At 59.6% G+C, this 22,649-nt stretch carries 25 protein-coding genes; 20 read left to right on the top strand and 5 right to left on the bottom strand.

Features of this window, described 5'->3' with window-relative positions; translation table 11 throughout:
- Positions 1-4: 4 nt before the first annotated feature.
- Together U5A52_RS17065 and U5A52_RS17070 are read left to right on the top strand one after the other, a co-directional pair.
- Positions 5-265: a hypothetical protein gene (locus U5A52_RS17065; protein ID WP_321935535.1), complete on the top strand. Its 261-nt coding sequence runs from the start codon at positions 5-7 to the stop codon at positions 263-265.
- A gap of 260 nt (positions 266-525) precedes the next feature.
- Entirely contained in the window at positions 526-1,203 is a 678-nt protein-coding gene (locus U5A52_RS17070) for a hypothetical protein (protein ID WP_321935536.1), read from the top strand.
- Positions 1,204-1,283: 80 nt separating this feature from the next.
- Here U5A52_RS17070 and U5A52_RS17075 read toward each other — a convergent pair whose 3' ends face one another.
- Complete coding sequence (locus U5A52_RS17075) at positions 1,284-1,463, bottom strand: hypothetical protein (protein WP_321935537.1); 180 nt, start codon at positions 1,461-1,463, stop codon at positions 1,284-1,286.
- A gap of 57 nt (positions 1,464-1,520) precedes the next feature.
- On the opposite strand from U5A52_RS17075, the gene U5A52_RS17080 reads away from it, so the two are divergent.
- A complete protein-coding gene (locus U5A52_RS17080) occupies positions 1,521-1,682 on the top strand; it encodes a hypothetical protein (protein ID WP_321935539.1) in 162 nt (53 codons plus the stop codon).
- A gap of 62 nt (positions 1,683-1,744) precedes the next feature.
- On the top strand, positions 1,745-2,413 hold the full coding sequence (locus tag U5A52_RS17085; RefSeq protein ID WP_321935540.1) for a thiol:disulfide interchange protein DsbA/DsbL: 669 nt from the start codon (positions 1,745-1,747) through the stop codon (positions 2,411-2,413).
- A gap of 7 nt (positions 2,414-2,420) precedes the next feature.
- Here the strand turns inward: U5A52_RS17085 and U5A52_RS17090 are convergent, their stop codons facing one another.
- Both U5A52_RS17090 and U5A52_RS17095 read right to left on the bottom strand, forming a co-directional pair.
- Positions 2,421-3,713, bottom strand: a complete 1,293-nt coding sequence (locus U5A52_RS17090) for a hypothetical protein (protein WP_321935541.1) — start codon at positions 3,711-3,713, stop codon at positions 2,421-2,423.
- Positions 3,714-3,809: 96 nt separating this feature from the next.
- Entirely contained in the window at positions 3,810-5,828 is a 2,019-nt protein-coding gene (locus U5A52_RS17095) for an AAA family ATPase (RefSeq protein ID WP_321935542.1), read from the bottom strand.
- Between the two features lie 573 nt (positions 5,829-6,401).
- On the opposite strand from U5A52_RS17095, the gene U5A52_RS17100 reads away from it, so the two are divergent.
- The 9 genes from U5A52_RS17100 to U5A52_RS17140 all read left to right on the top strand — a co-directional run bounded on the left by U5A52_RS17100 (position 6,402) and on the right by U5A52_RS17140 (position 15,604).
- A complete protein-coding gene (locus tag U5A52_RS17100) occupies positions 6,402-6,860 on the top strand; it encodes a hypothetical protein (RefSeq protein WP_321935543.1) in 459 nt (152 codons plus the stop codon).
- A gap of 70 nt (positions 6,861-6,930) precedes the next feature.
- Positions 6,931-7,314 carry a hypothetical protein gene (locus U5A52_RS17105; RefSeq protein ID WP_321935544.1) on the top strand — a complete coding sequence of 128 codons (384 nt, stop codon included), beginning with the start codon at positions 6,931-6,933 and terminating at the stop codon, positions 7,312-7,314.
- Positions 7,315-7,434: 120 nt separating this feature from the next.
- On the top strand, positions 7,435-8,421 hold the full coding sequence (locus U5A52_RS17110; RefSeq protein WP_321935545.1) for a DUF932 domain-containing protein: 987 nt from the start codon (positions 7,435-7,437) through the stop codon (positions 8,419-8,421).
- Positions 8,422-8,591: 170 nt separating this feature from the next.
- Entirely contained in the window at positions 8,592-9,419 is an 828-nt protein-coding gene (locus U5A52_RS17115; RefSeq protein ID WP_321935546.1) for a hypothetical protein, read from the top strand.
- A gap of 357 nt (positions 9,420-9,776) precedes the next feature.
- Positions 9,777-9,908 carry a hypothetical protein gene (locus U5A52_RS17120; protein WP_321935547.1) on the top strand — a complete coding sequence of 44 codons (132 nt, stop codon included), beginning with the start codon at positions 9,777-9,779 and terminating at the stop codon, positions 9,906-9,908.
- Positions 9,909-10,327: 419 nt separating this feature from the next.
- A complete protein-coding gene (locus tag U5A52_RS17125; RefSeq protein WP_321935548.1) occupies positions 10,328-10,924 on the top strand; it encodes a hypothetical protein in 597 nt (198 codons plus the stop codon).
- Positions 10,921-11,193 (top strand): hypothetical protein, encoded by a 273-nt coding sequence (locus U5A52_RS17130; RefSeq protein ID WP_321935549.1) that lies wholly within the window; start codon positions 10,921-10,923, stop codon positions 11,191-11,193. The genes U5A52_RS17125 and U5A52_RS17130 overlap by 4 nt, the downstream gene beginning before the upstream one ends.
- A gap of 343 nt (positions 11,194-11,536) precedes the next feature.
- Complete coding sequence (locus tag U5A52_RS17135; RefSeq protein WP_321935550.1) at positions 11,537-13,171, top strand: phage protein NinX family protein; 1,635 nt, start codon at positions 11,537-11,539, stop codon at positions 13,169-13,171.
- A 414-nt stretch (positions 13,172-13,585) separates the two neighbouring features.
- Positions 13,586-15,604: a hypothetical protein gene (locus U5A52_RS17140; RefSeq protein WP_321935551.1), complete on the top strand. Its 2,019-nt coding sequence runs from the start codon at positions 13,586-13,588 to the stop codon at positions 15,602-15,604.
- A 250-nt stretch (positions 15,605-15,854) separates the two neighbouring features.
- Here the strand turns inward: U5A52_RS17140 and U5A52_RS17145 are convergent, their stop codons facing one another.
- Positions 15,855-16,235 carry a hypothetical protein gene (locus tag U5A52_RS17145; RefSeq protein WP_321935552.1) on the bottom strand — a complete coding sequence of 127 codons (381 nt, stop codon included), beginning with the start codon at positions 16,233-16,235 and terminating at the stop codon, positions 15,855-15,857.
- A gap of 830 nt (positions 16,236-17,065) precedes the next feature.
- On the opposite strand from U5A52_RS17145, the gene U5A52_RS17150 reads away from it, so the two are divergent.
- The 7 genes from U5A52_RS17150 (at position 17,066) to U5A52_RS17180 (ending at position 20,735) form a co-directional block, all read left to right on the top strand.
- Positions 17,066-17,287 carry a hypothetical protein gene (locus U5A52_RS17150; protein WP_321935553.1) on the top strand — a complete coding sequence of 74 codons (222 nt, stop codon included), beginning with the start codon at positions 17,066-17,068 and terminating at the stop codon, positions 17,285-17,287.
- Between the two features lie 704 nt (positions 17,288-17,991).
- Positions 17,992-18,288, top strand: coding sequence for a hypothetical protein (locus tag U5A52_RS17155; protein WP_321935554.1), 297 nt, complete (start codon positions 17,992-17,994; stop codon positions 18,286-18,288).
- Positions 18,289-18,484: 196 nt separating this feature from the next.
- Positions 18,485-18,712, top strand: coding sequence for a hypothetical protein (locus tag U5A52_RS17160; protein WP_321935555.1), 228 nt, complete (start codon positions 18,485-18,487; stop codon positions 18,710-18,712).
- Positions 18,713-18,913: 201 nt separating this feature from the next.
- Positions 18,914-19,270: a hypothetical protein gene (locus U5A52_RS17165; RefSeq protein WP_321935556.1), complete on the top strand. Its 357-nt coding sequence runs from the start codon at positions 18,914-18,916 to the stop codon at positions 19,268-19,270.
- 42 nt (positions 19,271-19,312) lie between these two features.
- A complete protein-coding gene (locus U5A52_RS17170) occupies positions 19,313-19,591 on the top strand; it encodes a hypothetical protein (protein WP_321935557.1) in 279 nt (92 codons plus the stop codon).
- A 199-nt stretch (positions 19,592-19,790) separates the two neighbouring features.
- A complete protein-coding gene (locus U5A52_RS17175; RefSeq protein WP_321935558.1) occupies positions 19,791-20,198 on the top strand; it encodes a hypothetical protein in 408 nt (135 codons plus the stop codon).
- 222 nt (positions 20,199-20,420) lie between these two features.
- Positions 20,421-20,735, top strand: coding sequence for a hypothetical protein (locus tag U5A52_RS17180; RefSeq protein ID WP_321935559.1), 315 nt, complete (start codon positions 20,421-20,423; stop codon positions 20,733-20,735).
- Positions 20,736-22,046: 1,311 nt separating this feature from the next.
- On the opposite strand, the gene U5A52_RS17185 is transcribed toward U5A52_RS17180, so the two are convergent.
- Entirely contained in the window at positions 22,047-22,220 is a 174-nt protein-coding gene (locus U5A52_RS17185) for a DUF6726 family protein (protein WP_321935560.1), read from the bottom strand.
- Between the last annotated feature and the right edge of the window lie 429 nt (positions 22,221-22,649).

Below are 22,649 nucleotides of genomic sequence, written 5' to 3' on the forward strand. Positions count from 1 at the left end.
CGCGATGACCAAGCTCAATCAAGGCCGCCCCGTCAATTCCCGGTTTGACTCGGGAACGATCGACCGCTTACTTGCCTGCGGACACGCAAATGACCTTTCGTCCTACGCGCGAAGCATCGGCTACCAGGGTGTGCGGCGCGTGATCCTGATGGACAGCAAGGTGATCACGCATCGGTCGATGGACTGGGTCGCGTTCTGCGCGATGTGCCGGCGCGCCGCGCGCCGCACATCACGGATCAACCTGAAGCAGCCGCACGCGGCATAATCAACTGCAACCAGCGCAAGCGGGACATCTCCACCGGGGGTCCCGCGCGCGCTTCCAACACTATTTTCGAGCGCATCGCGGTGCGCTCCAACATGGTTGCCGGGCACCCCGTTTTGCGTGCCAGCACGGATGGATATTGAGCCTACCGAGGTTTCTGCATGGAGATACACCGTCTCAGACACAAGGATGTCGTCGCCCGCTTTGCGTCTATCCGTGAAAGCGTGCGGGCAGGGCGACTTGTCACCGAAAACGCCTTGCGCTTGACGGGCTACGCGCCCACAGAAGTCGAGGCCGCGGTGCGCTTGACGAAGGTGGTCCTGCTGAAGGCCCGCGACCGCGAAAATGCCTACGCGGCGTTTTTTTCCCCCACACGCGACGCGTTCTTTGTCGCGGTGATCACGGTGGAACCCACAGCGTTCGAGGACGGACTGCCGGTCATAGCGGAGATTCTTTCGCTTGAGGACTACGAGGCGCTCGGTGGTGAACTCGAGCTGCGCGATCGACGGCGCGCAGCCGCGCTCGTGCTGGACCCGGTCGCCCTTCGCTCGTGGGAGACGCGCCATCTGGGTCAGGAGTTCGTGAGGCCCCAACCTCGCGTGGTCGTTTGCTACACGGCGGCGGGCGGCGCGGTGAAGCGCTGGTACCTGAAACGCGCACCGGTATGCGGGGACTTTATCGACGCGTACGGCCTTGAGAATTCCTTAGGGCATCCAGGGTTTCTGCCATGGTTTAGCGCCCAACTGACACGCGCCGGGATAGATCCCGCGCAGGTGGTGAGTCTCGAGATCATCGAAGCGGTTCGCATGCGTCTGCGCGTTGCAGCCGAGGATCACGCCTGCCCGAATTGTCAGCTCATGCAGGAGGCGACCGACTCCGAGGAAGAAGAAGGAACCGCGATCGGAAGGTTCTTCAGCAGGCTGATTGGCCGCGCCGCGTGAGAGCGCTGGCTGGAGGCCAGGTTCTAACGGCCGACGGCAACGAACCCGGCCATTCACCCAACATCATTTGCCAAGGGCGCCTATCGCCGACGCATCAAAAAGGCGACCACGACGCAAATGCCAACCCCGATAAGAATAACCTCCGGAAGGCTCATACCGTGGAAGAGCCGATGCTCGCCCTGATAGACTGCTCCGCGAACAGCCGCGCCGGCGACCTGATCGGCCAGGTTGAAGGAGTGATGGGTGTTGTGGTGATACATGCGCTACTCCGTCTTGTTGATCGTTGAGCCGCCCCCGAAGCGGGAGCGTGTACACCGATGATCTCCTGCTCCGAAGCGAGTGCAAATCAGCATAGCGGCGCGGCAAGACGGGTGCATGAGGAATCCGTCGGCCAGTTGCCCGTCATTCATCTTGAAAAGAACCCGTTTCACGCTCTTATTCATCCTGGTGCCCAGATCGCCTCGCCGGTAGAGTTCTGATCAGGCCGGCACACCGCACGCACGCTGATGCCGCGCCTTCGTCGACAACAGGAGAGGGTGATATGCGGTGGTTCTGGCGCAACTTTGGGATGATCGGGGTAACAGGGGCGCTGATGGTCTTTGCGCTGCTCGCCAAGGGCGCGATCGGGCTCGTGCGTGGCCCTGAGCTTTATGGCCTCAGCCCGACAGGATATGCCCCGCTGGTCGCCGCAGCATCCCAGTCCTCGCACCCAGGTCCTGTGCAGGTGGTCGACTACTACTACTATGGGTGTCCCCATTGCACTGCGTTTGAGCCGACGCTTGAGAAGTGGATTGCCAACGAAGGCGACGCCATCCAGGTGCGGCGCATTCCCGTCACCGGCGGCCGGCCCGACCTAGAGCAGGAAGCGGCGATCTTTTATGCACTTGACAGGATGGGTGCAGTGAACCGCCTGCAGAACGCAGTATTTCAGTCCATCTCCGGCTTGCACAATGCGCTCGATAGCGACGAGAAGCTTCGCGCGTGGGCACGTGCGAACGGACTCGATGCCGATACCTTCCTGGCGGCTGTGCACAGCCCGGACACCATGACCCGTGTGCGTGCGGGCCAGGCCGAATTCTCCAGCCACAAGCTTGTCGCCGTACCAACCATTGTCATCGGAAACCAGTGGGTCGTGTCACCGGACACCGTGGGCAGTCAGGAAGGTATGCCGCGCGTCATGAGCGATCTCGTACGCAAACTCAACGGCTGAAGCGCTTTTATCGAGATGTCCCGCCTCGCGTCGGGGCCACCAGGATTTCGAGTCCGTAACTGGCCGCCATTGATGCGAGCGGGTCTTCGCTGCGAGGATCGAACGCAAACGTGCGCAAATCACCCATTCGCAGCGCACTATCTACGAGCGCGCGATGTATCACCATCTGCATTGACAGGCCAGTCTTCCTGACCATGACTTGCAGCAAGTCTCGAGTCATGCCGTGAATCTCAACGTCTCTACCGAAGCCTTGGCCAACACGTAGTCGTAGAGCGGCGGCATTGACGTCTGCAGACGAGAGCCTAAAGCCCAGCGATTCTGCGGCCTCTCGTACTTCTTTGCGGGTGTTCTTCTTTCCAGCGCACACCCGTCCGATCGCAACGATCACGTCATCGGATAGGGGAGTAAAGTCCACTTCGCGGAAATGGCGCTCTATACCGAGTTTCTGACGAATCGAGATGTGCGGGCAAACCTTGCTGATTGCCTGGCGGACCTCCTCGCGTGTCGCGTAGCGCTTGTCGATCTCCTCGGCAACGAGCTGAAGCTCATTCGGTGGAGGCGTAGCCGGCGTCGAGCGCAACTTCCGCAGTACCACCTCGAAGTCGGCCGGTCTCAAGTTCACGCGCAGGTGTTGCAACTCCGCTTGCAGGTCGTCGGAATTGACAAACGAGTATGTCTCGAACTTCGGGACCAGCCGTTTCAGCAAGTCCTCGATTTCTGGATTCATTGAAGGGCCACTCTTCCCGACCGTGACGCGCATCAACGCTTGAGTCATGCCGTGAACCTCAACGCCTCTACCCAAACCCTGGTCAATGCGCAATCGTAGAGCGGCGGCCTTGACGTTTGCATGCGAGAGCCGAAAGCCCAGCGATTCTGCGGCCTCCTGCACATCCTCGCGGGTGGTCTTCTTTCCAGCGCACACCCGTCCGATCGCAGCGATCAAGTCATCGGATAGCGGAGTAAAGGGCGGTTTGCGGAAATGGCGCTGCATGCCGAGCCCGTGGCGAGTCGAGATCTGCGGGCAAACCTTGCTGATGGCCTGGCGGACCTCCTCGCGCGTCGCGTATCGCTTGTTGAGTTCTTCGGCAACGAGCTGAAGCTCTTTCGGTGGAGGCGTAACGGGCGTCGAGCGCAGCTTGTGCAGTACCACCTCGAAGTCGGCCGGTCTCAAACTCACGCGCAGGTGTTGCAGCTCCGCTTGCAGATCGGCGGAAGTGACAATCGGGTATGCCTCGAACTTCGGGACCACCCGTTTCAGCAAGTCCTCGATTTCTGGATTAAGAGACGTCGATGTTGGCATCGTGCTAACGGTACAGGTTTATTCGAGATCAGTCGCCGGGCGCGTTGCTGTTGCTGCGCACCCGGCGCACGCGTGGATGATACCAGGTCCGCCGGGCTATACCTTGCCAGGCGTGAGAAGCACTGCGCGCGCAGCCGCCTCTACGTCCGACTCACGGATATCCGTCGTCTCTTCACGAAGACGGCGAACGGCCGCCGCGTCCACGGTTTTCTGGATGACCGCATCTGCGTCTGCGATCGAGCGCCCCAGCAGACGCTCGCACAGCATTGCGTGGATGGAGCCCGGCAATTCCCAGCTTTCGCTCAGGCGATCAACCGCCTTCTGGATGTAGCCAGCCATATCTTCATTCTCCGGCACGTCGAAAACGATCTTCTCCTCGAATCGGCCGCCGCGCACAGCGGCTGAGTCGACCCGATCGAAGTAGTTCGTCGCGGCGATGAACATCACATCGCGCACGCGGCCGCCAGCGCCATCCATCGTCGTGAGGATCTTCTCGGTCAGCATCCCATAGTGCGAAAATTCGCGATTGCGCAGGATACCGTCTGCTTCGTCAATGAAGATGATCGCCGGACGAATATCGCACGCGGTGCGGTACAGCTTGTCCCAGGCCGCCGGGTTCGCGACAATCTCTGCACCCGTGATCTTGAGGAACGCTGCGCCGGAGTCCTTCGCGAGTGACATGGCCGACTGCGTTTTGCCTGTGCCCGGAGGACCAAGAAACAGCACGCCAGCCGGCAGGCGCCCGCCAATCTTTTCCAGGTTGTAGACGTTCGACATCTTGAACGCGAGATCCCGGATCGCATTGCGAGATTCCGCCGGCATCAGAATCTCGTCGATCGACTTGACGTTCTCGGGCAGTGCCCCCTTTCGTCCTTGCAGCAGGCGTAGCGCGCGCACGGCAATGTCAAATGTCACCTTGCCGGAAAACTCGCCGTCGCGGCGCAGGTCACCCACCGCGTCGCCGATTGCGGAAAGACGGCTCGCGCTGAACCCTTCCCAGCGCTCGGCGAGCATCTCGATCGCTGCGGCATCGGCGAACTCGAAGCCGATTGCTTCGCCGATCGAGCGGCGCAGGATCGCCTGCCGAGCTTCGAAGTCGGGCGGCGGAACCTCGACCTTAAAGTCGAAGCGACCTTCACGCACACTCGCGCCGTCGAGATCATCGAGGAGGTTGGTGGCCGCGATCAATACAATCTTCGTGCCGCGCAGGTTGACGATCTCTGTCAGCATAACGTTCGTCAGGTCGCGATCCTGATTGCTGCCATTACCCATCCCGTTAGCCGGGCCGCCGCGGTTCTTCACGAACGAGTCGAACTCGTCGATGAAGAAGACCCCGAACCCTAGCTTACGCGCCTCCGAAAACACCGCCTTCACCTTCTGGACCGCCTCACCAACCCACATCGAGTTGACATCGCCGTACGCGATCGAGAAGAAGGGCACCTGCATTTCCCCCGCCAGCGCCTCAGCGAACATTGTCTTGCCGTTACCCGGATCGCCGAACACCAGGATGCCGTTGCGCGGTTTCCCACGCCCCGCAATGATGTCCTGCGAGGCTGCGAGCAGACGCTTTTTTGTCTCCGACATCCCGGTCATGTCAGCGAAACGGTACCGCGGAGCCCGCTTGTTCTCGCCGAAGTCATAGTGCACCGTGGTTTGTGGAGCGGCCGGCTGGCTCGGCTTCGGCGCTTGCACGGCGCTCACGGAGGGCTGCGGAGCCGGCGCGGCGCCCTGCGCCGAACCCACGGTCGCTCCAGCCGAGCCCGCTGACTTCGTATCAGAGGGCTTTACACCACCAACCCCGAGGTACCGGTAGCTGGCGGGGTGGAAGTAGAGGGCGACCCCCGAGATCGCCCAGACGGCGAACAGCAGAGCCGTGTCCTCTGAAAAGGAGGTCGCGCAGCGCAGCAACCCGGCGCTGAGCATCACAAAGGCGATGCACAGACGCGGCCAGCTGCGAAAGTCCGGGAAGACGATCAGCGCAGCCGCAAGCACTGTGCCCCAGCTGGCTGCGTGCGGATCGAAATGGCCCGCGGCCTTGAACATCAGGTTGGCCCAGACCAGCAGCACAATGCCGCGAAAGATCGTCATGAAGCCAATCATCGAGAGGGGATTCATCCCTTCCTCCTTGTTACCCATTTTTGGTTCCCCGCCGGAGAAGCTGGCGGCGGATTTCGGTCTACAGGGCTATTGTCACGTGCATTTTAACGAAAGCAAATCGCCCATCCGGATCCCCCGTTCGGCCCTGCTATATCCCTATCCAACCGGAGCCCGGGCTTGGGCGCCAGCGCAATCATGGACTCGAGCCGATGCAAATTCCTGAACGCCACATCGATTGTCCGGCGCGGCGCGCCTGCGGCGACAATTGCATGGACAACGAAGGCTGGCCAACATCGGAAATCTCGTTATAATGCTCCCACGCCTGCTTGCAGGCACGATTCTTCACCTCGCCAAACACGGCACCTGCGCGCACCGCGCACTCAGCAATTCCCAAAGCCCGACTGCGCGTCAGGCGAATTCATCTATCATCTGCGGTCCCTGTATCTACCGCTGCGCCGTGGGCTTCTCACGCCTCAGCCCGGAATCGATCCGGCTAACAGGGTTTCTCCGCCAATCTGGCAACGTTCACTTAACCCTTGCGGGGCATGTCTCCGCTAGGGACTGCTTCGCCGTTTCGAGACGGAGCAGATCATGCAGATTCCTGTCCCTGATACAGGCAATCGCTCCTACGAGCGACTTCTCAAGGCAATCGAGCTGGAGGAAGTAGTGGGGCCGGCGCAGTTCACGAAACATGTGGCGCCACGATCCCGCTTCTCCGATCCAGTTCAGGCTCCCGGCCGGAAGTTCGAACGGGGGCAACTGCAGCAACGCGATTTCCAGAAGATTCGAACCCTGTTCGAGCATCCGGATTTCATCGCACGCATTATCAGCAAAACGCAGCAATTCGAGCACGATGAAGCACGTGTCTTCCAGTTTCACAACCGGACGGGTACGAGCAACGTCGTGTATGGCACTGTCATCACCGATAGTCGCCTGAACCTCATCGAATTCTGCATCAGCGGTCCCCGGCTCGAGCAGCGCCGCACGGTTCTTTTGCCGTTGCTGCGTGCCCTGTGCCCGGCCGAATCGCTGATCCCACGCCTGCACTGACGCAGCCGTGCGGCCATCAAACGCAACATAGCCGGTCCATCCCGGGCCGGATTTTCCAGGAAATCTGATTATGGCAAAGACCATGGGAATCCCGTTTCGCGCGCTGTGCATCGTGCAAACCGCCTGCGGTACGCAGGAGGCGCGACTATATGTGCGAAAGAAGGACAGCGAGCCGCCCGAGTACTTCTGGAAGGGGCGCTACCTTCAGCAATACTCCCTCGACCCGTTCGCCGAGGACACTGTCGAAGCCAAATCCGACGAGCAGGCCGTACAGCGCTTCCAGAAGATGCTGCTGCGCACGGCGGTGTTTCCCCGCAAGGAGTCGCCATCGGACGTGGTGTCGCTTTCGCTGGTGCAGCGGTTGCCGCTTCCAGCGGGCGCGCGCGGATCGACGCCGTTTCCGTGGCGGCCCGTCGAGACCGCCGCCCCAAAGGCTGAAGCACTTGCCGCCTGAGGGAGGCTGTGCCGGCAAGCAGTTCGCCGGCACGGCATACCTCACCATCAAATCGAAACCAAGGCAGCCACCGCATGCGGTGGGCTGCCTTTTTTTTCACCGGAGTACGGAGAAAACGCAATGCATCAACTCACCATCAATGACCTCGGTCGCGCCGAGATGGCCTGGGCTGGCATGCAGCCCTGGCACGGCTTGGGTCAGAAAGTGCGGTCCGGTGCGTCCCTTGAGGAATGGCAACACCTCGCGGGGCTGAACTGGGAAGTGCTACGCCGGCCGGTCCGCTTTGAAACGGAACCGGAAAGCTCCGCATCGTCCCTGCGCAAGCTCGACGGGCACTTCGTGCTCATGCGTAGCGATACGCACGCGGGACTATCGGTTGTCTCCAAGCGCTACCGCGTGGTACAGCCGAAGCAGGTGCTGGAGTTTTTCCGCAGCCTTGTGAAGGGCGCCGGCTTCGAGATCGAAACCGCGGGCTCACTCTCTGGAGGGAAAACCGTGTGGGTACTGGCCAACACGGGACTTGCGAATGACATCGTGAACGGCGACCGGCTCCTCGCATATCTGTTGCTGGCGACGTCCTATGACGGGTCGATGGCAACGACGGCTACCTTCACTAGCACGCGCGTGGTCTGCAACAACACGCTGCGTATCGCGCTCTCGCGCGACGCCAGCAGCCAGGTCCGTATCCGTCACGACGAGGAGTTTGACCCGGATGTCGTGAAGTCGGACCTCGGTCTCATGGCGGACGAGTCCTGGACTCGCTTTGTCTCCCGCATGAAGTCGCTATCTGCGGTGCAGATGAGCGGCGTCGAAGCTGGCGCAGCGCTCGCCGGCGTTCTTTCTGCCCGTCAGCCGAAAGGTAGCGACGTCGATGTGACCGAGTCGAAGGGGTACCGCAAAATCCTCGAGCTATTCGGGGGAAGTGGTCGTGGGTCCAACCTCGCCGGCGTACGTAATACGGCGTGGGGCCTCGTCAACGCGGTCACTCAGTTCGTCGACTTCGAGCGAACCGCCCAAAGTCCTGAGAAGCGCCTGATCGGTGCCTGGTTCGGTGACGGGGCGCGCCTTAAGGACGAGATCGTGTCCGAGCTGCTCACGCTCGTGTAACAGCAACCTGAATGCAGTCACTGCCGCTCTGGTCCCGATCAAGGGGATAGGCGGTGGTGACGGCGTTCGCGATTTTTGGCGAAGGTCTCGCCGGGCACCGGTCCGGCCGGGCACTTGTCTGCTCGCTCCTTTTGCAACCGACCCAATCACGGGTACCAAAGGAGAAAAAAATGAATATGCGAACCAATGAAGCTGGGGAAGTGCCTGCCTGGACGGTCGAGGACAGTAAGGTCGCAGACGAGCAGGGCTGGGGGCTGTTCAACATCGACGATTCCGGATATGGAGAGATCCAGCGCGATATGGAAGCCAACCGATTCGAGTATGACGAGGACGCAATCGACTTCGTTCAGCGTCAAGCCGATGCCGGCGATGTTGTTGCCACCAAGGCGTTGAAGATCCACCACAGGCCCACTCCCTGCGATGCAGAGGACGAGGACCCGGGACCTCGAGCGCCCTCTAGCCCCGCTTCGTCCACCGGGCACAGCGAGGCCCCTAGCGCAATCGCCCAGACCGTTTTGAAAGCTGCGCAACGCATGCAGGCAGCTAACGTCGTGATTGAGGTCGATATGGTAGGACCGACGATCAAGATCGACGCACGCGCCGTTCCGTACATCACGCAAGGGGGAGCCTTCACGGTATGCGGCGAGCGGGCCGGTGGCCTCATAAGCGAGGCCCAGTCCTACGCCGACCTTGCCGAGACGGTGACGCTTACCGACGCGATGGCGTTCGTGGTCGACGGCTATCTGGATGAGTTCATCGAACCGCCCGAAACAGTGAAGGATGCCATCAATACGAGCTTCTGGCGTGATCTGCACCCTGAAATCGCGGGCATCGAGCCCGACTCGGTTGTAGGTGAAGCAGTAGTGGCGCTTCTCCACGATATCGAGTCAGTCTGCACGCGGGTTTATGCGGAAGATGGCGGCGCTGTCGAATCAGAGATCGCTGAGTCGATGAAGGCACTTGCGTATAGGCAGTGCCTTGTGTGGTACTTCGGCTGACCGATGCACACGTAGGTGCATTCGCGAACGAGCGATCCGGGTGGCAAACGCTTTAGTGCGGACAAGCAAATCGGTTCCTTCGGGAACCGGGCGCGTGCCCCACACAAACCTAGCTCACGCGTTCGGCGTCGCGCTCGCTCACACCTATTTATTCCCTTCCGGGCAGCAAAGGAGAAACCATTGATCTCGCAACCTAATAAAGGTGGCACCCACCCGCAGACGACGTCTGATGCCGGGCATGCTCGTACAGGCCTCCCCGCGGAGCCGAGGTTTCGAATCAGGAACTTTGGCAACTGTACCGAGTGTGCTGATTTTGCGGCACTGGAGGTCGCGATCCAGCGATACCGCGGAAAATCCGTGTCGATCATCGACAACCGCCGCGGCGGTGCGGTGCTCTATGTCGATGTCTCTGCAAGCGGAGATCTGAGCGAGTCCTACGGACAGCGACTGACAATCGATCTGCCCGCCCGACTCGGACCGACGCTTTAATCGCCGGAATCAAATCCCTCAACCATCAACACACCTGCCGGGCCGCCCGCTTCTGGGGCGCCCGACGGGCCCCTTTTCACACTCGTAAGGGCAGTGTAGCGGAGCCAGTGCCAGTTCCATGCCGCGACCGGAGAACCTCGGGTCCAACCCCGCCACGGTAGTCAGACCCGGAAGACTGTTGCTATCGGTACAGGTGCGCTAGAATAACTTGAGCCGTTCAATCGGCACGAGATCTGATCACCTGGGCCCCCGCGCCTCAGCCTCCCGGCAGAAGCCAGGAGCGCTTCGAGTCCCTCCCCGACACACAATACGCTGCGATGAGAGAATCTCATCCGAGCGTTGGCCGTGGCTAGCATCATGCCGCGCATTGCGCGCGCTCTCCTTTGTCAACCGCCCAAATAGGGCACCAAGGAGAACTTATGAACAGAAAAGCCGAAACGAAGGTAACCGCCGCAAGCGCGAGCACTGTGCACCTTCCGGAGATCACCTGGGAATACAACGGCATCGCGACGGAAGTTGCCAAGGTGTACGGAGTGGCGATCGGCCACGTGGCGCTGCGTGGGCGCCCGGATGGCAAAAACGCCTATGAGGTGGTGCTGTACCATTCGGCGGGCGAGAAAAACTCCTGGTCTGGCAAACCGACGCCTGCGGCGATTGCCCATGTCGGACCCGGACAGGACAAGGCGCGCTTCCAGCGGATGGTCAAAAACGCGCTGACGCGCAACACGCCTTCTGACGTCTTGACGGTGGCCAGGAATCGGCCGGAATCCCCTGTGTCCGATGCCAAACGCATGCAACAGATTCACGACGAACTGGCAACGATCGAGAGCGAGGGCGCAGCGATGACGCAACGCGAGGCCACCCCGAGCGAGATTGCCGACCTAAACGTGCGGCGCGCGAAGCTCCGAACAGAGCGTGGCTGTATTGTCCATCGTCGCACGCGCTCACGTTCAGCGGCTGCAACGCCGGTTCATTCCGGTAATGTCGCGGAGGCGCCGCTCGAGGTGGTTCAATGACTACCCCGTACACGGCCGACGATACCATCATCGCTTCTGCCGAAAACTTCTGTGTTCGCGAGCTGCGGGCCGGACGGGAGCCGGTATTCAGCGTTCTCGAAGTTGGCCTCTACGCTACCTGGCGGCAGCGCTGTCTCTTCGACGCGGCGATGCTGGCGTATCTGAGCCGCGACATGGCCGCAGAATTTCGCGCGCTAACAGAGAAGAATGTCGAGCGGTTCCTAAGCGGAAACCACATCGAGCACGTTTGCCCCAGCTTGGCGAACTGACTTCGGTCGAATCACACTATCAACCTGCAATGCATGCTCGCCACGCCAACCTTCGGGAGGCTGGCGAGCTCCCCGCCAAGCGTTGAGAATGACTACCCGTCACTCCGAGCGCGAGCCGCTCCCTCCTTTACTAACGGCCCACCACCACTGGGGCACAAAAGGAGAACGATGAAATCGCAAGATGATGGGCACACGCACGTTCCTGCACGCAACGCGTCGATAAGTCCCCAAACCGACACCCACTGTAACCCCGGGAACCCGAACGCTTCGATGAGCTTTGCTCACCAGAGCGCTAGCGCTCGCTCCTTTCAAACTACCGCTTTGCGGTACAAAGGAGGAAACGATGAAACGGAAGAATGAAGCGAGCCTGCTGAAAGCTACCCAGGTGTCATCTCAGCACGGGTTTGACGATTACGACATAGAAGGTGTTCCCACAGTGCAGCGCGTGACAGTCGGACACGGCATTCGCAAAGGCAACAGTTTCAATGTCTATTGCGACGACGGCCGGAAGGTTGGCGGTGTCTGGCAGGGTTCACTGGACAAGTCGTTGCGCCATCTCGCGACTCGCCTCGAAAGCGAGTCCGCGACCGAGCGCAACGCCCCCTTGTTCTCACGCTATTCGGGGCGGACACCACTTGGCGAAACCAGCATCGATCATATTCCGCTCGATGAGCAGGCAGCCTACTGGAGACGTACGGGTCATGCTGAGCCGGGTGAGTACACGGACGAGAAGGCGGATGAACTATATTCCGCATGGTGGGCGGAACAGCAACGCTATCTCTCTGAAGGGTTAGATTGCGGTAACGAGGCTGACGCCACGCGCACTCCTGGAACGCAAAGCGAGATGCTGGAAGCGCAAACGGCACTCGTGACGCAATCTGATATCTACTTCCACGCCCTATCACGTAGCTTGGCCACCACGACGAAATCCTGCTCGCCGGATGGCTATTGGTCGGTGGAAGTTATTCGCGACCTCCGTGACCGTCGGTACGGCCGCGCTCTCGTGCGATGGAAGGAGTGCGCCGACTTGACGTTCGAAGTGGAAGTGGCGATTTTCCGACACGCAGAAGGCATGGAACCCCTCACGCGCCTTGCTGCGGATGCGATCGGCAAGTATCCAAGTCTGGTGGAAGCGTTTCAGGGGATATGCGCGAGAATGGACGCAATGCTCGCCACGCTCGACGCCGCTGCCGCCCAGCCCCTGCTGAACGAATTTTCTCCGCCGCTGACCGACAGGGAGTTTGTAGTTCGCTTGTATGGGCTGAAAATGGTCCCCGCTCGATACGAGTATGTATGGGAGCTTGAGGGTGTTACCAGCTTCCCCGCTTACGTCGACATCGAAACCGGTCTGGTATTTATTTCCCACGACTGGTCGGCTGCAGAGCGGGCTCACGGTTGGCTGCTGCGCGAGGAAGTCGTGCTCTCGTATCCGGCGGCTGCGAACCAACGCTCCGACCACCAAATCTCGATGCCAGCGCGTCGGGGGCAGGTACCTCACGACGCGTTAGACGCCTTTTTTAAAGCTGTGGCAAGCACGTGTTGTCGCGAGCGCGAACCAATTTGTCTGCCGGCAGAGAAGGAAGGCATGAAGCTAGTAAAGGCTCGCGATCTGCTCGGTATCGAACTCGACTGGGCCGTAGCCATGTCCATCTTCAGGCATGTCGGAAGCGCAAACGTCGCTGTTCGCAACTACAACGGCACAGGCGAGCCGTTTTCCCCGTCCACGAATGGAGACCAGGCAATCGACATTATCCATCGCAGCCTGATAAGCGTCGGCCCGAAGCGCGGGCCAATAGTGGGTGAGTGGTCTGCCTTCATTTGCCACGGCGAAAGAGCTGGCGAGGCGAGCGGACCGACGCCGCATGTCGCAGCATTGCGATGCTTTGTGGCAAGCGAGTTGGGTTCGGTGGTTGCAGTGCCAACAAGTTTCACCAAGGAAGTGCTCAAGGCTCGGAAGCAACGCATCCGTCCGTCGTAGCATATTCATTCAATGGCAACTGACGTCCATCGTGCTCCCGAGACTCGGGAGTGCGGCGGCGCTCCGTATCTGCGCCTCGCCTTTTCCGCGCCATTTCCCGCCCGTCGTGCGCTCCCTGCTTTTTCGGGGGGTGTCGACGGGCGTTTTTATTGGTGGCGCGCATCCTGTGGCTCTCGATGTATCGAAAACTCCACCTCCATGTCCGAGAATAGCTCGCATCGGGTGAACGCTATTCAGCAAATTCTCATGCTAGTATCACAGGCAACGGCCCATCTCGGTCGTGCCGCTGGTGATGGCAAAGGCAGTGCCGCGAGACGCAATACCCTCAACTTCCGTTAGACGCACACAACCCCGCGTAGCGCATAACGGTGAACCAGCCACTGCTGTCTCATCCGCGCTACGGAAGGAGTTGATATGCGTATTCCGTTGCTCCATGCCGACTTCCAGCATGGTTCGTACACGAAGGTCGCCAAAGCACTGAGAAAGATCTGGCCGCTCGGTGACCAATCCCTGATGCAGGCTCAGAATGCCCTCGCTGTTCTGTTGGGCTACAACGGCCTGCATGACGCGCAGAGCGAGGCGACAGCGGCATTTTCGGTCCCGGACGGCTCACTGAGCATGGAAAAGCTCTCGAATGCCGTAGCGTGGCGCATGTTCGTCCGCTACGGAATTGATCTTCTTTCGGCTCGAACCCTTGTCCTCAAGCTTCATCTCGTCGAACTAGCGGTGTTCGATATCAGCCTGGAGGCGAAGATGAGGCGCGTCGCCGATGACGCGGCGTCGAAAGGGCTATTTCTGGACGAGATGTGGAGCTACATGAATTACCGGGAGCCGTGGCCGGAGCAGACACCGCGCCTGCTCAGAACAGGTGTCCCACCTTATCAGTGGGCAATCTATCGCGATAAAAGCGTTTTCCTCTGGCCGAAGCTCGTCGCGCAAATCGCAATGCTGCCCGACGACTTTGCGCAGGATCTGCGGCAAGCAGGGAAGCTGGGTGACGCATCAGACGCTGTCGACGCCTTCATCATGGGCGAGCTAATGCCCGCTGCGTGCGAACCACTCACCGATGCGCTTTCCAGTGGTGCCCTGATCGCAGCGACCGGTGGCAGTCAACAATGGCAAGTGAAGTGGATCGCCACTGAGCGCGCCGAGATCCTGGGCACCTGCATCGTTGCGGAAAAACTCGGGGGTATCGTCGCTCAGGTATTCGATCCTGATGGGAGCGCAGCCTATACTGCCTTGGCTGCGCTGCTGTGCGGCGACGCAGTACCGGTAGCGCCGATTGGTGAGGAAGAAACGCAGATTACCGGCCCCCTCTGGTTGATCGATGGTCACCGACTTCAGCAACTGAAGCAAGCTCCGAGTCTCGAGCCAGGGGACACCCTTTGGGAGCACGAACGCTTGCCCGGCACCGTCAGTCTGTATCGCGGCCGGGAAGGTAGCCGACTGGTAGGCGTGGCAGGATTCCGGGAGCGTGGTCAGAGTTACCTCGCTACGACCACGTTCGATCCGCTGCAACACTCCCGCATGCTCGAAGATGAAAAGATATTTGAAACCTTCGACTGGGATGGAGAGTGGTCCGTGGAGGTGGCATTCGAGAAGGGCATTCCTGCGTCTGGCAACCACTGGCATCACGGTGTTTCGCACATGTTTTCCTCGCGTAAAACCGAGGTCGAAGCCGCGATGCGGTCCCCGTCCTCTGTGGATACGCTAACGCAAGCTGTACTTGCCCTGAGCGATCCCGCGAGTCTCGACGCATTCGCCGAGCCCGCCATCACCGAGATGTTGCCACTACGGTACGAGGGCGATATTGAAGACAACGAGGATCTCGTCAGGGAGCGTCGAGACACGCTTCGCCTGATCGAACATGTTGGGCGCGCCGTTAAGGCCAGTATGCCTAGCCTGCACGCCTACTCCGCCGCATCACTCGGATATATGGCACTCGTCGCCAAGGGCGAGTATCCAGGAAGCCGCTACCAGGGGATGGTCGACGCCCCGACGCCGACGGACTGGCACGCTCAGAGTTGCTTGCTTGCAGCAATGCTGATCTACAAGACCGTTTCCGAGCGCGAGGTGTCGTCTTCCGCCCTAGCGTGCGCGATTGCGCCGGTGCTTGGGTTAAGTAGCTATGACCGCGGCTGGTCAAAGGACAAGATCGGCGTTTGGTATCAAAGCGCATACGCAGTCGAGCGACGCCTGAAAGAGGAGGGAATGGATTTAAGGAAAGTGGAAGAATGGCGCGCGAACGAAAGCGCCGTTGAACGCGTCCGCGCTAAGGGTGAATTCGTTCGAGCGGGTGACCCCATCCCGATGGAAAAGCCGAAGACATTGGCCGAAGAGATGTCCACGGTATTCTCGCGATCGAGAAGCGCGGGTTCCAGGGCGATCCGCGCCGAACAGAGTTTATCCAGCTTCAAGGTGGCCCTCGAATAGTACAAAATGTCCCTCGCCCGACCACTCCGCGTTGTCGGGCGGGACAGTTGATATGCCCACCGACGCGCGCCGCTTCCGTTTCCCACACCATCGACGCGCGCATCGCCCGCCCGGCTTAGTCTCGCAGCCCTTCCAGGTATTCGCCACGTCGAAGATTTCAGTGTTGCCGGGCGGCCAGCGAGACGTCCGGCGCCCGTAGCAGCACGATGAAGCCACGGGCACGTATTCCGACGCTCAACTCAAGTGATACTCAGCGAAGCTTCTGCCGTGCGGTAACCAAGCTCGCCAGTGCCTTGTCGAATTTACCTCCCCATTCCCACCCCGCTAGCGCGTCAGCTGTCGCTTGCTGCAGCTTCATCCGCGCGACCTCATCGCCAGCATCCTTATTCATGACGATACTCTGAGCAGAGAATTCACCGGTGCCAAGACCGGTCTTCGCATCCACCACGCGCAAAGTCGCCAAGCCAATAGATGAGCCCCCCTCTACGACGGCCCATCCATCAAACTGGATTTCCGCATTCGAGCGCTGGAGCTTTTGGCACATCGCCTCATATTGCGGCAGCTCGACGAGCTGGTCGATCACATGCGTCATCTGTTCGGAAGCAGCGTATTCAATCGACATATAGTCCATGTGGCACTTTGCAAACGCCGGCAAGGAAGCCACGCAAAGCAGTACGGCAAGCAGCGACTTTCTCAAATCAACACCTCATTATCTTGGATTGTGAAATCAACGAAGCACATCCGCAGGCCCTGGACGCTTCGTTACCCCGTGCAACACACTAGCGGTGATCGTTCATGCAGCAACTCGCCGCACGCGCATTTGCTAACTCACATCTTAAGGTGCAAACATCGCCGATCAAACGGTCGAGCCTTGGAGACGGTGAAAATATTGGCAGCCACCAGGTTTCACTCGTCACCCTCATCTCGAATCACGACCGCCCCGTTTGGGAGCCGCGAGCGCCATCGTAGATCGCAACCACCAAGTCGGCCATTGAAACGCAACATGGCACTGACTGGTCGTGACGATCATGGAGAGATTGTTGTGGCGCAGAGCCGGGGAGATTGTGCACGCACCGTTTCCCCTCAGACGAGAGTCGGATGAGTCTTCTTAAGGACGCACCTTCCGCGTCGCGGCAAATATGGAGCCTCAGCAAACATGCGCCTGGAAACACCGGGGGGAATCGATGCTACTTCCGCAGCGCGCGCCACTTCAGGGCTCAAGCGCGAGAGTACGACGCAAGGAGGACTGCCCGTCAAGAGTCGGTGCACCGAGCCGTGGAGAGCGCTACCGCCGGACCACTGGACCAAATCGTGAGGGTGGAAAAGAGCAGCAGGCTGGTGATTGAAGAATGACGCCCGCGTGCCGTTAACACCCTTGGGAGAGGGCGTTTGACACGGTGCTATGATTAGGCACAGGTGCCTAATTTGCCGGCGCCCAAATTTCCTTCAGAACGGACCAGTATGACCAACCAGGAAAGATACAAGGCGCTCCTCGAACAAGCCGAAATCACACAGGTCGAGAGCGCTGCCTTGATCGCCGCTCAGACTCAGCGGCCCTGTTCGGCACGCACCGTCCGAGCGTGGCTCACCGATGCTGACAAGCCCAGTGCGCGCGCCTGCCCGGACTGGGCGATCGAGGCGTTAGAGAAGCGCCTGAAAAAGCTCAAGAAAATCGTTGCTTGAATAGGCACATGTGCCTATTATTGAGTCGAAGCCACCCGCATCCAACACATGATGAGCGACGACGTCCACTGCCTATTTCTGCTGTGCCGCGCGCTTGCTCGCGATGACGCGGAGTTGGTAGATCACCGCGCTGTCCACGAGGTCCGACCCAGTCAACTCGGCGGTCGGATCATCGCCGACAATTTCGCGGTTCGCTAAGGGAGATTCGACATGAGCACGCACGAAAACGCTGAACTACTGCTCGCATGGCTTCGTGACCGTCCCAGCGCGGCGGTCTGCGACGTAGAGGCCTCCGGTCTAATGAAATCCCGCACTGCTTCGGACGCCGTCCAGTACGCCCTTCGCAATGGAGCGCTAGAGCGTGTGATTCGCCCAGGTGCCGCCGCAAAAGACCGAGTTCAGTATCGAGCGACGGGCGTTGCGTTACCCACTCCGCGTGCGCAATCAGTGCCAAGCTTCGACGGATTGCTGAAGGCTTGGGGAATCGTGCTCGAGCCGCCTCAACTCCAGGTCGTTGAGACGAGGAGATATCAAATCGCGGACCACTAGTAAAAATAGCTGGGCGAGGTGACAGAAGGAGGCCCATCGCGGCTAGCGGCAATATCGCTCGTAGCGAGCGTACCTACTGCACTTGCACCGAACGCCAATACAACACACTAACGAATGGAATTGGCTTGTCCAGCTAAAGCGCCAAGGAAATCTCAATGCTCGCTGCCGCGATATGCGTTACACCTATGATCGCTCTAGCGATCCTGCTATTTCTCGTACCCGATGGTTATTTTCATAGCTATCAGGCGAGCCTCAAGCGCAGATTCGGGTTTTTTAGCCTCGGGGTCTTGTGCGCCGTGGTGGCGATCGGTCTGGCGAAGAATTTCCTCGATCCGACAGGGCCGCTGGTCTGGCGAGCGCTAATCGGACTGGCCGCCGTCGTACTACCGGCTGCAGCACTCGTAGACAATTTCGTGTTCTGGCTCCGGACATACCGCCGTCGCCCACGGTGAAAGAGGATATGAAATCGAGTATCTCGTCCACGTTGCACTGAGAGCTCGGCCGTTTGAAGTGTTGTCCGATTGCATCAATAGTTAGAGGGATGCCGCGATGCGCGTCGAATTCGACCAGAAGGGGACATGGGCCGCTCTTCGAGCGGCGGAGGGATGGTGTCGCGAGCACGACATCTCAATAGGACAGTCGTGTGCGATGGCGCCATCTGGTCTGCTATTTGGTAAATTCGACTGGATTGCCAAATGGCGAAATCTCACCGATGACGAACGCGAGGCGCTACACGGGACAATGAGTGGTGACTTCCGTGAAGGCCCGGTCGTGATCTTCCTCAAGGATGAGGCAGTCGCTGCGCACATGGTCTGCGAGAGGGCTAAGGAGACCGCATCCGCAGCAAGGGAAGGCGGTGATCGTCACTCAACATAACAATGAAGATTCGCCCCGCGGGCGCAAGAACTGGCCAGGGAATCGAAGATCCACGACCGCGGTCGAGGGTAGGGGCGATTCTTCGGGAATTTGCTCGAAAGGCGCACGGCGCAGCCCCGGAATCTGGAGTAGCGCGTGGTGAATGCGCGCCTTCACCGAAGCTGTACAAATATTCGAAACAAGGTCGACGGGGAATTCGAAATGAGAAAGGTAACCTTGCTGCTCACCTTGGCGTGTGTCATGAACGTCGCGATGGCCGACGAGCCCCTCGTGATCAAGGACACCCGACAATACATGCCATACACGATTTCGATAAGCGACGACGGCTCGTGCCTTCTTGCAAAAGATCCCGATCACCCGAATGAGGGAGAATGCCACGAGGCGCGAGGCAAGGCTACTGTTGGGGGAGAGTACGTGATACGCATCGGAAACACCTGCCGAAGCGAGACCTACGATTTGGTCAAGGAATCCTCGTTCACAATCGAAGGGCGACTCATCCCATCGATCAGCACGAAGGCCCGCATGTTCAAGTGCGACGCAAAGGGTAACGCGGTATAGGTCGCGGTGGTAACACGGTGGCAGGAATGAAAAGGATAGACCATGAAAACCCCGAATGAACCGCCTGAGTTCCCGCAATCATGGGGCCACCGATCCAAACAGCCGGTCGTTAGCGAAGCTGTGGCTAGCGCCCATGTTACTACTGACGTGAAAGCAATCCTCGACGGGAAGTTCAAGTCCGGCGAGGGCGTTGTCACGATCGGCCGCGACACGCCCGACGAGGCGATCCTCGCGGCAATCAGGTACGCGAGCTCGTTCGGTAAGCCGTTCACGGTCTTGCCCTCTGTCGAGGTCCCGGCAGCCGGCATTCGCCTTCCCTGATTTATCCCAGCGCTACACTCATGTTCCCATTTAACCCAGTACTCGTGATCGCGTCGAGCCTCGAACGCATAGCGAACACACAATGACGAAGCCAACGCCCGGTGGCCGGTTTGCCGGCCACCGGGGCCCGTGAGTACCTCGCTCACGGATCAGCCACGGGCACCCCCGTCAACCACCGTTAACAACCGAAGGGAGGTTTATGAGCAACAACAATCTGACTCATGCTGTTCAATTTCTGCAATCGCGCCTCGAGATGCTCCTGTTGCGGCAAAGTCTTAGCGAGGTTGAGTTCTCCATTGGCCGGGGATTGAAGAACGAGAACGAACCTACACCGGAGTGGATGCCTCAACAAAGCGGGATCATCAAGCCGACGCTGGAAGAGCTTGTCGTGGATGGATTGACCGATCTTGCCACGGAACAGTATCAGCGCACCTGCTCCGAACTGGACCAAATTCGCGATGACCTCAACAACATGCTCGGACATTCGATCGATCTGATCGCCCGTCTCGCGCGCGAGGGCACCGTCTATCCGATGCGATTCCAATTGCGTCTCCTTTCACATGACGGTCAAGAGGTGCATCTCAACACGCTCGTCAATTCGCGCTAGACCTCGGAAGGGGCCTCGCAGACGCTACAGCTCTGGCGCGATTCGAACCTCCGATATCGGGCCAGCGCGGAGCCTTTCCGTCTCGATGTTGCCCCTCCATTGCCGGCGCATTGGAGCAGGGAATCGGACGGTTCAGTTTATTTGCAAAGCGAAGGATTGAACTGACCGAGGTAGATTCCAACGTCGGCCATGTGGACCTCGAACGCGAGCATGCGAACATCCATGAAGACCTGCATTGAGTTACGACTTGAAAACGCCAGGGCCCTTGCCTGCGACGGGCCTGCCGAGTTCGCGAGAAGGCTAGATATGACGGGGCAGCAAGCCAACCAGCTGATCGGCCCCAACCCTAAACGCAGTATCGGGCATGAAAAGGCTCGCGAGATCGAGCGCGCCTACGGCAAGGAAGTCGGCTGGCTCGATCATGAGCATTCGAAGCGACTAGAGCCTCAAGCGCCAATAGGTTGGGAAACGTTGAATGAGATAGAGCGGGCAAGGGTTGAAGGCTTTATCAGTGGCATCACGGCTTCCCGATCCTGAACGAAAGATCGGGTGCACATCCGAGGCAAGCACCAACAGCAGAAAATGAGCACTTACGCAAATGCTAAAGCGCTGATCGCGTGGATTCAGCAACGCCCCAGCGTTTCGGTCCGGGAGATTGTGGCGTCAGGAATGATGGAGTCGCATACAGCATCGAATGCCGTGCAGTACGCGCTACGCAACGGCGCGCTGGAGCGCGTCGGGCGTTCGAGCCCCGGCGCGAAGGAGCGGGTTCGGTATCGGGCAACGGGTGAGACGTTACCAACGCCACGCACGCGTTCAATGCCCAGCTTCGATGGGCTTCTCACAGCGTGGGGCATCGCGCTCGCGCCGCCGTGCTTGCAGTCGACTGCCTCCTGCAGGCATCTGATGCACGATTTTTGAAGGCGCAAGTAGATGGAAAAATTACGTCTACCCCAAGGCGCTGCAACACTCTACGTCTACCGATTTGAAGATGAAAGGCTTATCGAACGGCCGCCGCTCGAGCCAGAACTCCTGTGGAAGCACATACGCGACGCCGCACGAGGGGCAAACGCGAAGCTCCAGATCAACCGCGTGGACCGCGGCTTCCGGACGATGAAAGTACGCATGAGCAGTTCCAATATAGAGTTTCAGTTTCGGCTTCGATGCTTGGAGTTACCTCCTGGGTAAGCTGTCACCTCGCGACTCTGTGCGACAAAGAGTCCTACGTTGCGTCCGTTTCGGATTGTTTGTCGGCGCGCTTCGCTGATGATAGTAAGCACGTGCCGAGCATGCTTCATCCGGCCCAGCCTCCGGGCCGCGCACCTGGCGTTGCAGGGAGTGCGTCGTGAAGGTGCGGCGTTCATACATTGACCGGTGGCGTATGCACGCGAAGTGCCTGTAGTAGCCGTCGCAGACCGTGCTACTCGGAGAGTCCGATTGAATCGTGACGCGCTCACCAGACAAACGGGCTCGCCGTGCGACGTATCGACCGCCAGCGGAGGTGCACTGCGAAGGCAACCATCAACGCACAGTAAGTGAACGCAAGGATCGTCCAGTAGGAGCGGGGACTGAGGCCCCGTGTCCCTGCCTCAACCGGATAGCCGAGGTGGAAAACGAGCCAGGCAAGCGAAGTCGTAAGCACCATAAGAACTGCGATAGAGCGATTCCAGATCAAGCGCGACATCTCTACTGATTTCCCCCCAGCGAGCCGCTGGTTAGTCAAGACTACGGTGCATACGAGCATGACCGTGCCGGCCAGGGTAGCGAGTTCATCGGATACAAGGTTCATCTTGGTTCGACCTCCTTGTGGTGCAACCAAAGGGACGCCCGCTCAGCACTTCGGCGCGGCTAGTCGATCGCGGCGGCGCATGCGTCTGCCGGTGCTGCGGCGACACTACCGACAACGGGCACGACCTTCAGACCAGCAGAGACTACGCGACATGGCAGAGCCGCTGCGCCGCATCCTGACAGAGAGACCGCAAGCAAGAACGTGACAAGTAGACGGGAACAGGATGAAGGCATATTGCGACCCTGGTAGTGGAGAGCGGGGACTCGAGTAGACTGCCCTTCGGGATTACGATCACGAGGCGGTGGCTACACACCTGATCACTGTGCCTCACACGATGCCGAAGTCAGGGCACCCAAATCGCTAGAGAAACCCGAGTTCATCCGAGCACGATTGTGAGAGGTCGACGAAACGACCGGCCCTGGAGTCTCAATTATCCGCGTGCGCTTCCCGGTTGGTCCGATAAAGAACGGGGGCGATTCGCCGTCAATTCGAGGGGGCGTTTAGCGCGCGGGTATGGCCAGTCGAGCAGAATTCCGCCAGCATCGCGCGAGACCTTGCGTTGCCTGCCAGCGGGGGTAGCGGGCTCGGTGGCCGCAAGAGGAAGGGCGGCTTATCACTCACGCGCCAGTCGGAGTCTCCCGGTTGAGAGTACATGGAAGGGC

This window comes from Paraburkholderia sp. J8-2, from assembly GCF_905220195.1.
Taxonomy (GTDB): Bacteria; Pseudomonadota; Gammaproteobacteria; order Burkholderiales; family Burkholderiaceae; genus Paraburkholderia.

Coding starts and splice junctions, on each gene's coding strand:
- U5A52_RS17150 (WP_321935553.1), top strand. CDS start 17,066: ATGACCAACCAGGAAAGATACAAGGCGCTCCTCGAACAAGCCGAAATC.
- U5A52_RS17155 (WP_321935554.1), top strand. CDS start 17,992: ATGCTCGCTGCCGCGATATGCGTTACACCTATGATCGCTCTAGCGATC.
- U5A52_RS17100 (WP_321935543.1), top strand. CDS start 6,402: ATGCAGATTCCTGTCCCTGATACAGGCAATCGCTCCTACGAGCGACTT.
- U5A52_RS17080 (WP_321935539.1), top strand. CDS start 1,521: ATGATCTCCTGCTCCGAAGCGAGTGCAAATCAGCATAGCGGCGCGGCA.
- U5A52_RS17165 (WP_321935556.1), top strand. CDS start 18,914: ATGAGAAAGGTAACCTTGCTGCTCACCTTGGCGTGTGTCATGAACGTC.
- U5A52_RS17180 (WP_321935559.1), top strand. CDS start 20,421: ATGAAGACCTGCATTGAGTTACGACTTGAAAACGCCAGGGCCCTTGCC.
- U5A52_RS17130 (WP_321935549.1), top strand. CDS start 10,921: ATGACTACCCCGTACACGGCCGACGATACCATCATCGCTTCTGCCGAA.
- U5A52_RS17090 (WP_321935541.1), bottom strand. CDS start 3,713: ATGCCAACATCGACGTCTCTTAATCCAGAAATCGAGGACTTGCTGAAA.
- U5A52_RS17140 (WP_321935551.1), top strand. CDS start 13,586: ATGCGTATTCCGTTGCTCCATGCCGACTTCCAGCATGGTTCGTACACG.
- U5A52_RS17095 (WP_321935542.1), bottom strand. CDS start 5,828: ATGAATCCCCTCTCGATGATTGGCTTCATGACGATCTTTCGCGGCATT.
- U5A52_RS17075 (WP_321935537.1), bottom strand. CDS start 1,463: ATGTATCACCACAACACCCATCACTCCTTCAACCTGGCCGATCAGGTC.
- U5A52_RS17125 (WP_321935548.1), top strand. CDS start 10,328: ATGAACAGAAAAGCCGAAACGAAGGTAACCGCCGCAAGCGCGAGCACT.
- U5A52_RS17185 (WP_321935560.1), bottom strand. CDS start 22,220: ATGCCTTCATCCTGTTCCCGTCTACTTGTCACGTTCTTGCTTGCGGTC.
- U5A52_RS17160 (WP_321935555.1), top strand. CDS start 18,485: ATGGCGCCATCTGGTCTGCTATTTGGTAAATTCGACTGGATTGCCAAA.
- U5A52_RS17175 (WP_321935558.1), top strand. CDS start 19,791: ATGAGCAACAACAATCTGACTCATGCTGTTCAATTTCTGCAATCGCGC.
- U5A52_RS17135 (WP_321935550.1), top strand. CDS start 11,537: ATGAAACGGAAGAATGAAGCGAGCCTGCTGAAAGCTACCCAGGTGTCA.
- U5A52_RS17115 (WP_321935546.1), top strand. CDS start 8,592: ATGAATATGCGAACCAATGAAGCTGGGGAAGTGCCTGCCTGGACGGTC.
- U5A52_RS17145 (WP_321935552.1), bottom strand. CDS start 16,235: ATGGACTATATGTCGATTGAATACGCTGCTTCCGAACAGATGACGCAT.
- U5A52_RS17065 (WP_321935535.1), top strand. CDS start 5: ATGACCAAGCTCAATCAAGGCCGCCCCGTCAATTCCCGGTTTGACTCG.
- U5A52_RS17105 (WP_321935544.1), top strand. CDS start 6,931: ATGGCAAAGACCATGGGAATCCCGTTTCGCGCGCTGTGCATCGTGCAA.
- U5A52_RS17170 (WP_321935557.1), top strand. CDS start 19,313: ATGAAAACCCCGAATGAACCGCCTGAGTTCCCGCAATCATGGGGCCAC.
- U5A52_RS17085 (WP_321935540.1), top strand. CDS start 1,745: ATGCGGTGGTTCTGGCGCAACTTTGGGATGATCGGGGTAACAGGGGCG.
- U5A52_RS17110 (WP_321935545.1), top strand. CDS start 7,435: ATGCATCAACTCACCATCAATGACCTCGGTCGCGCCGAGATGGCCTGG.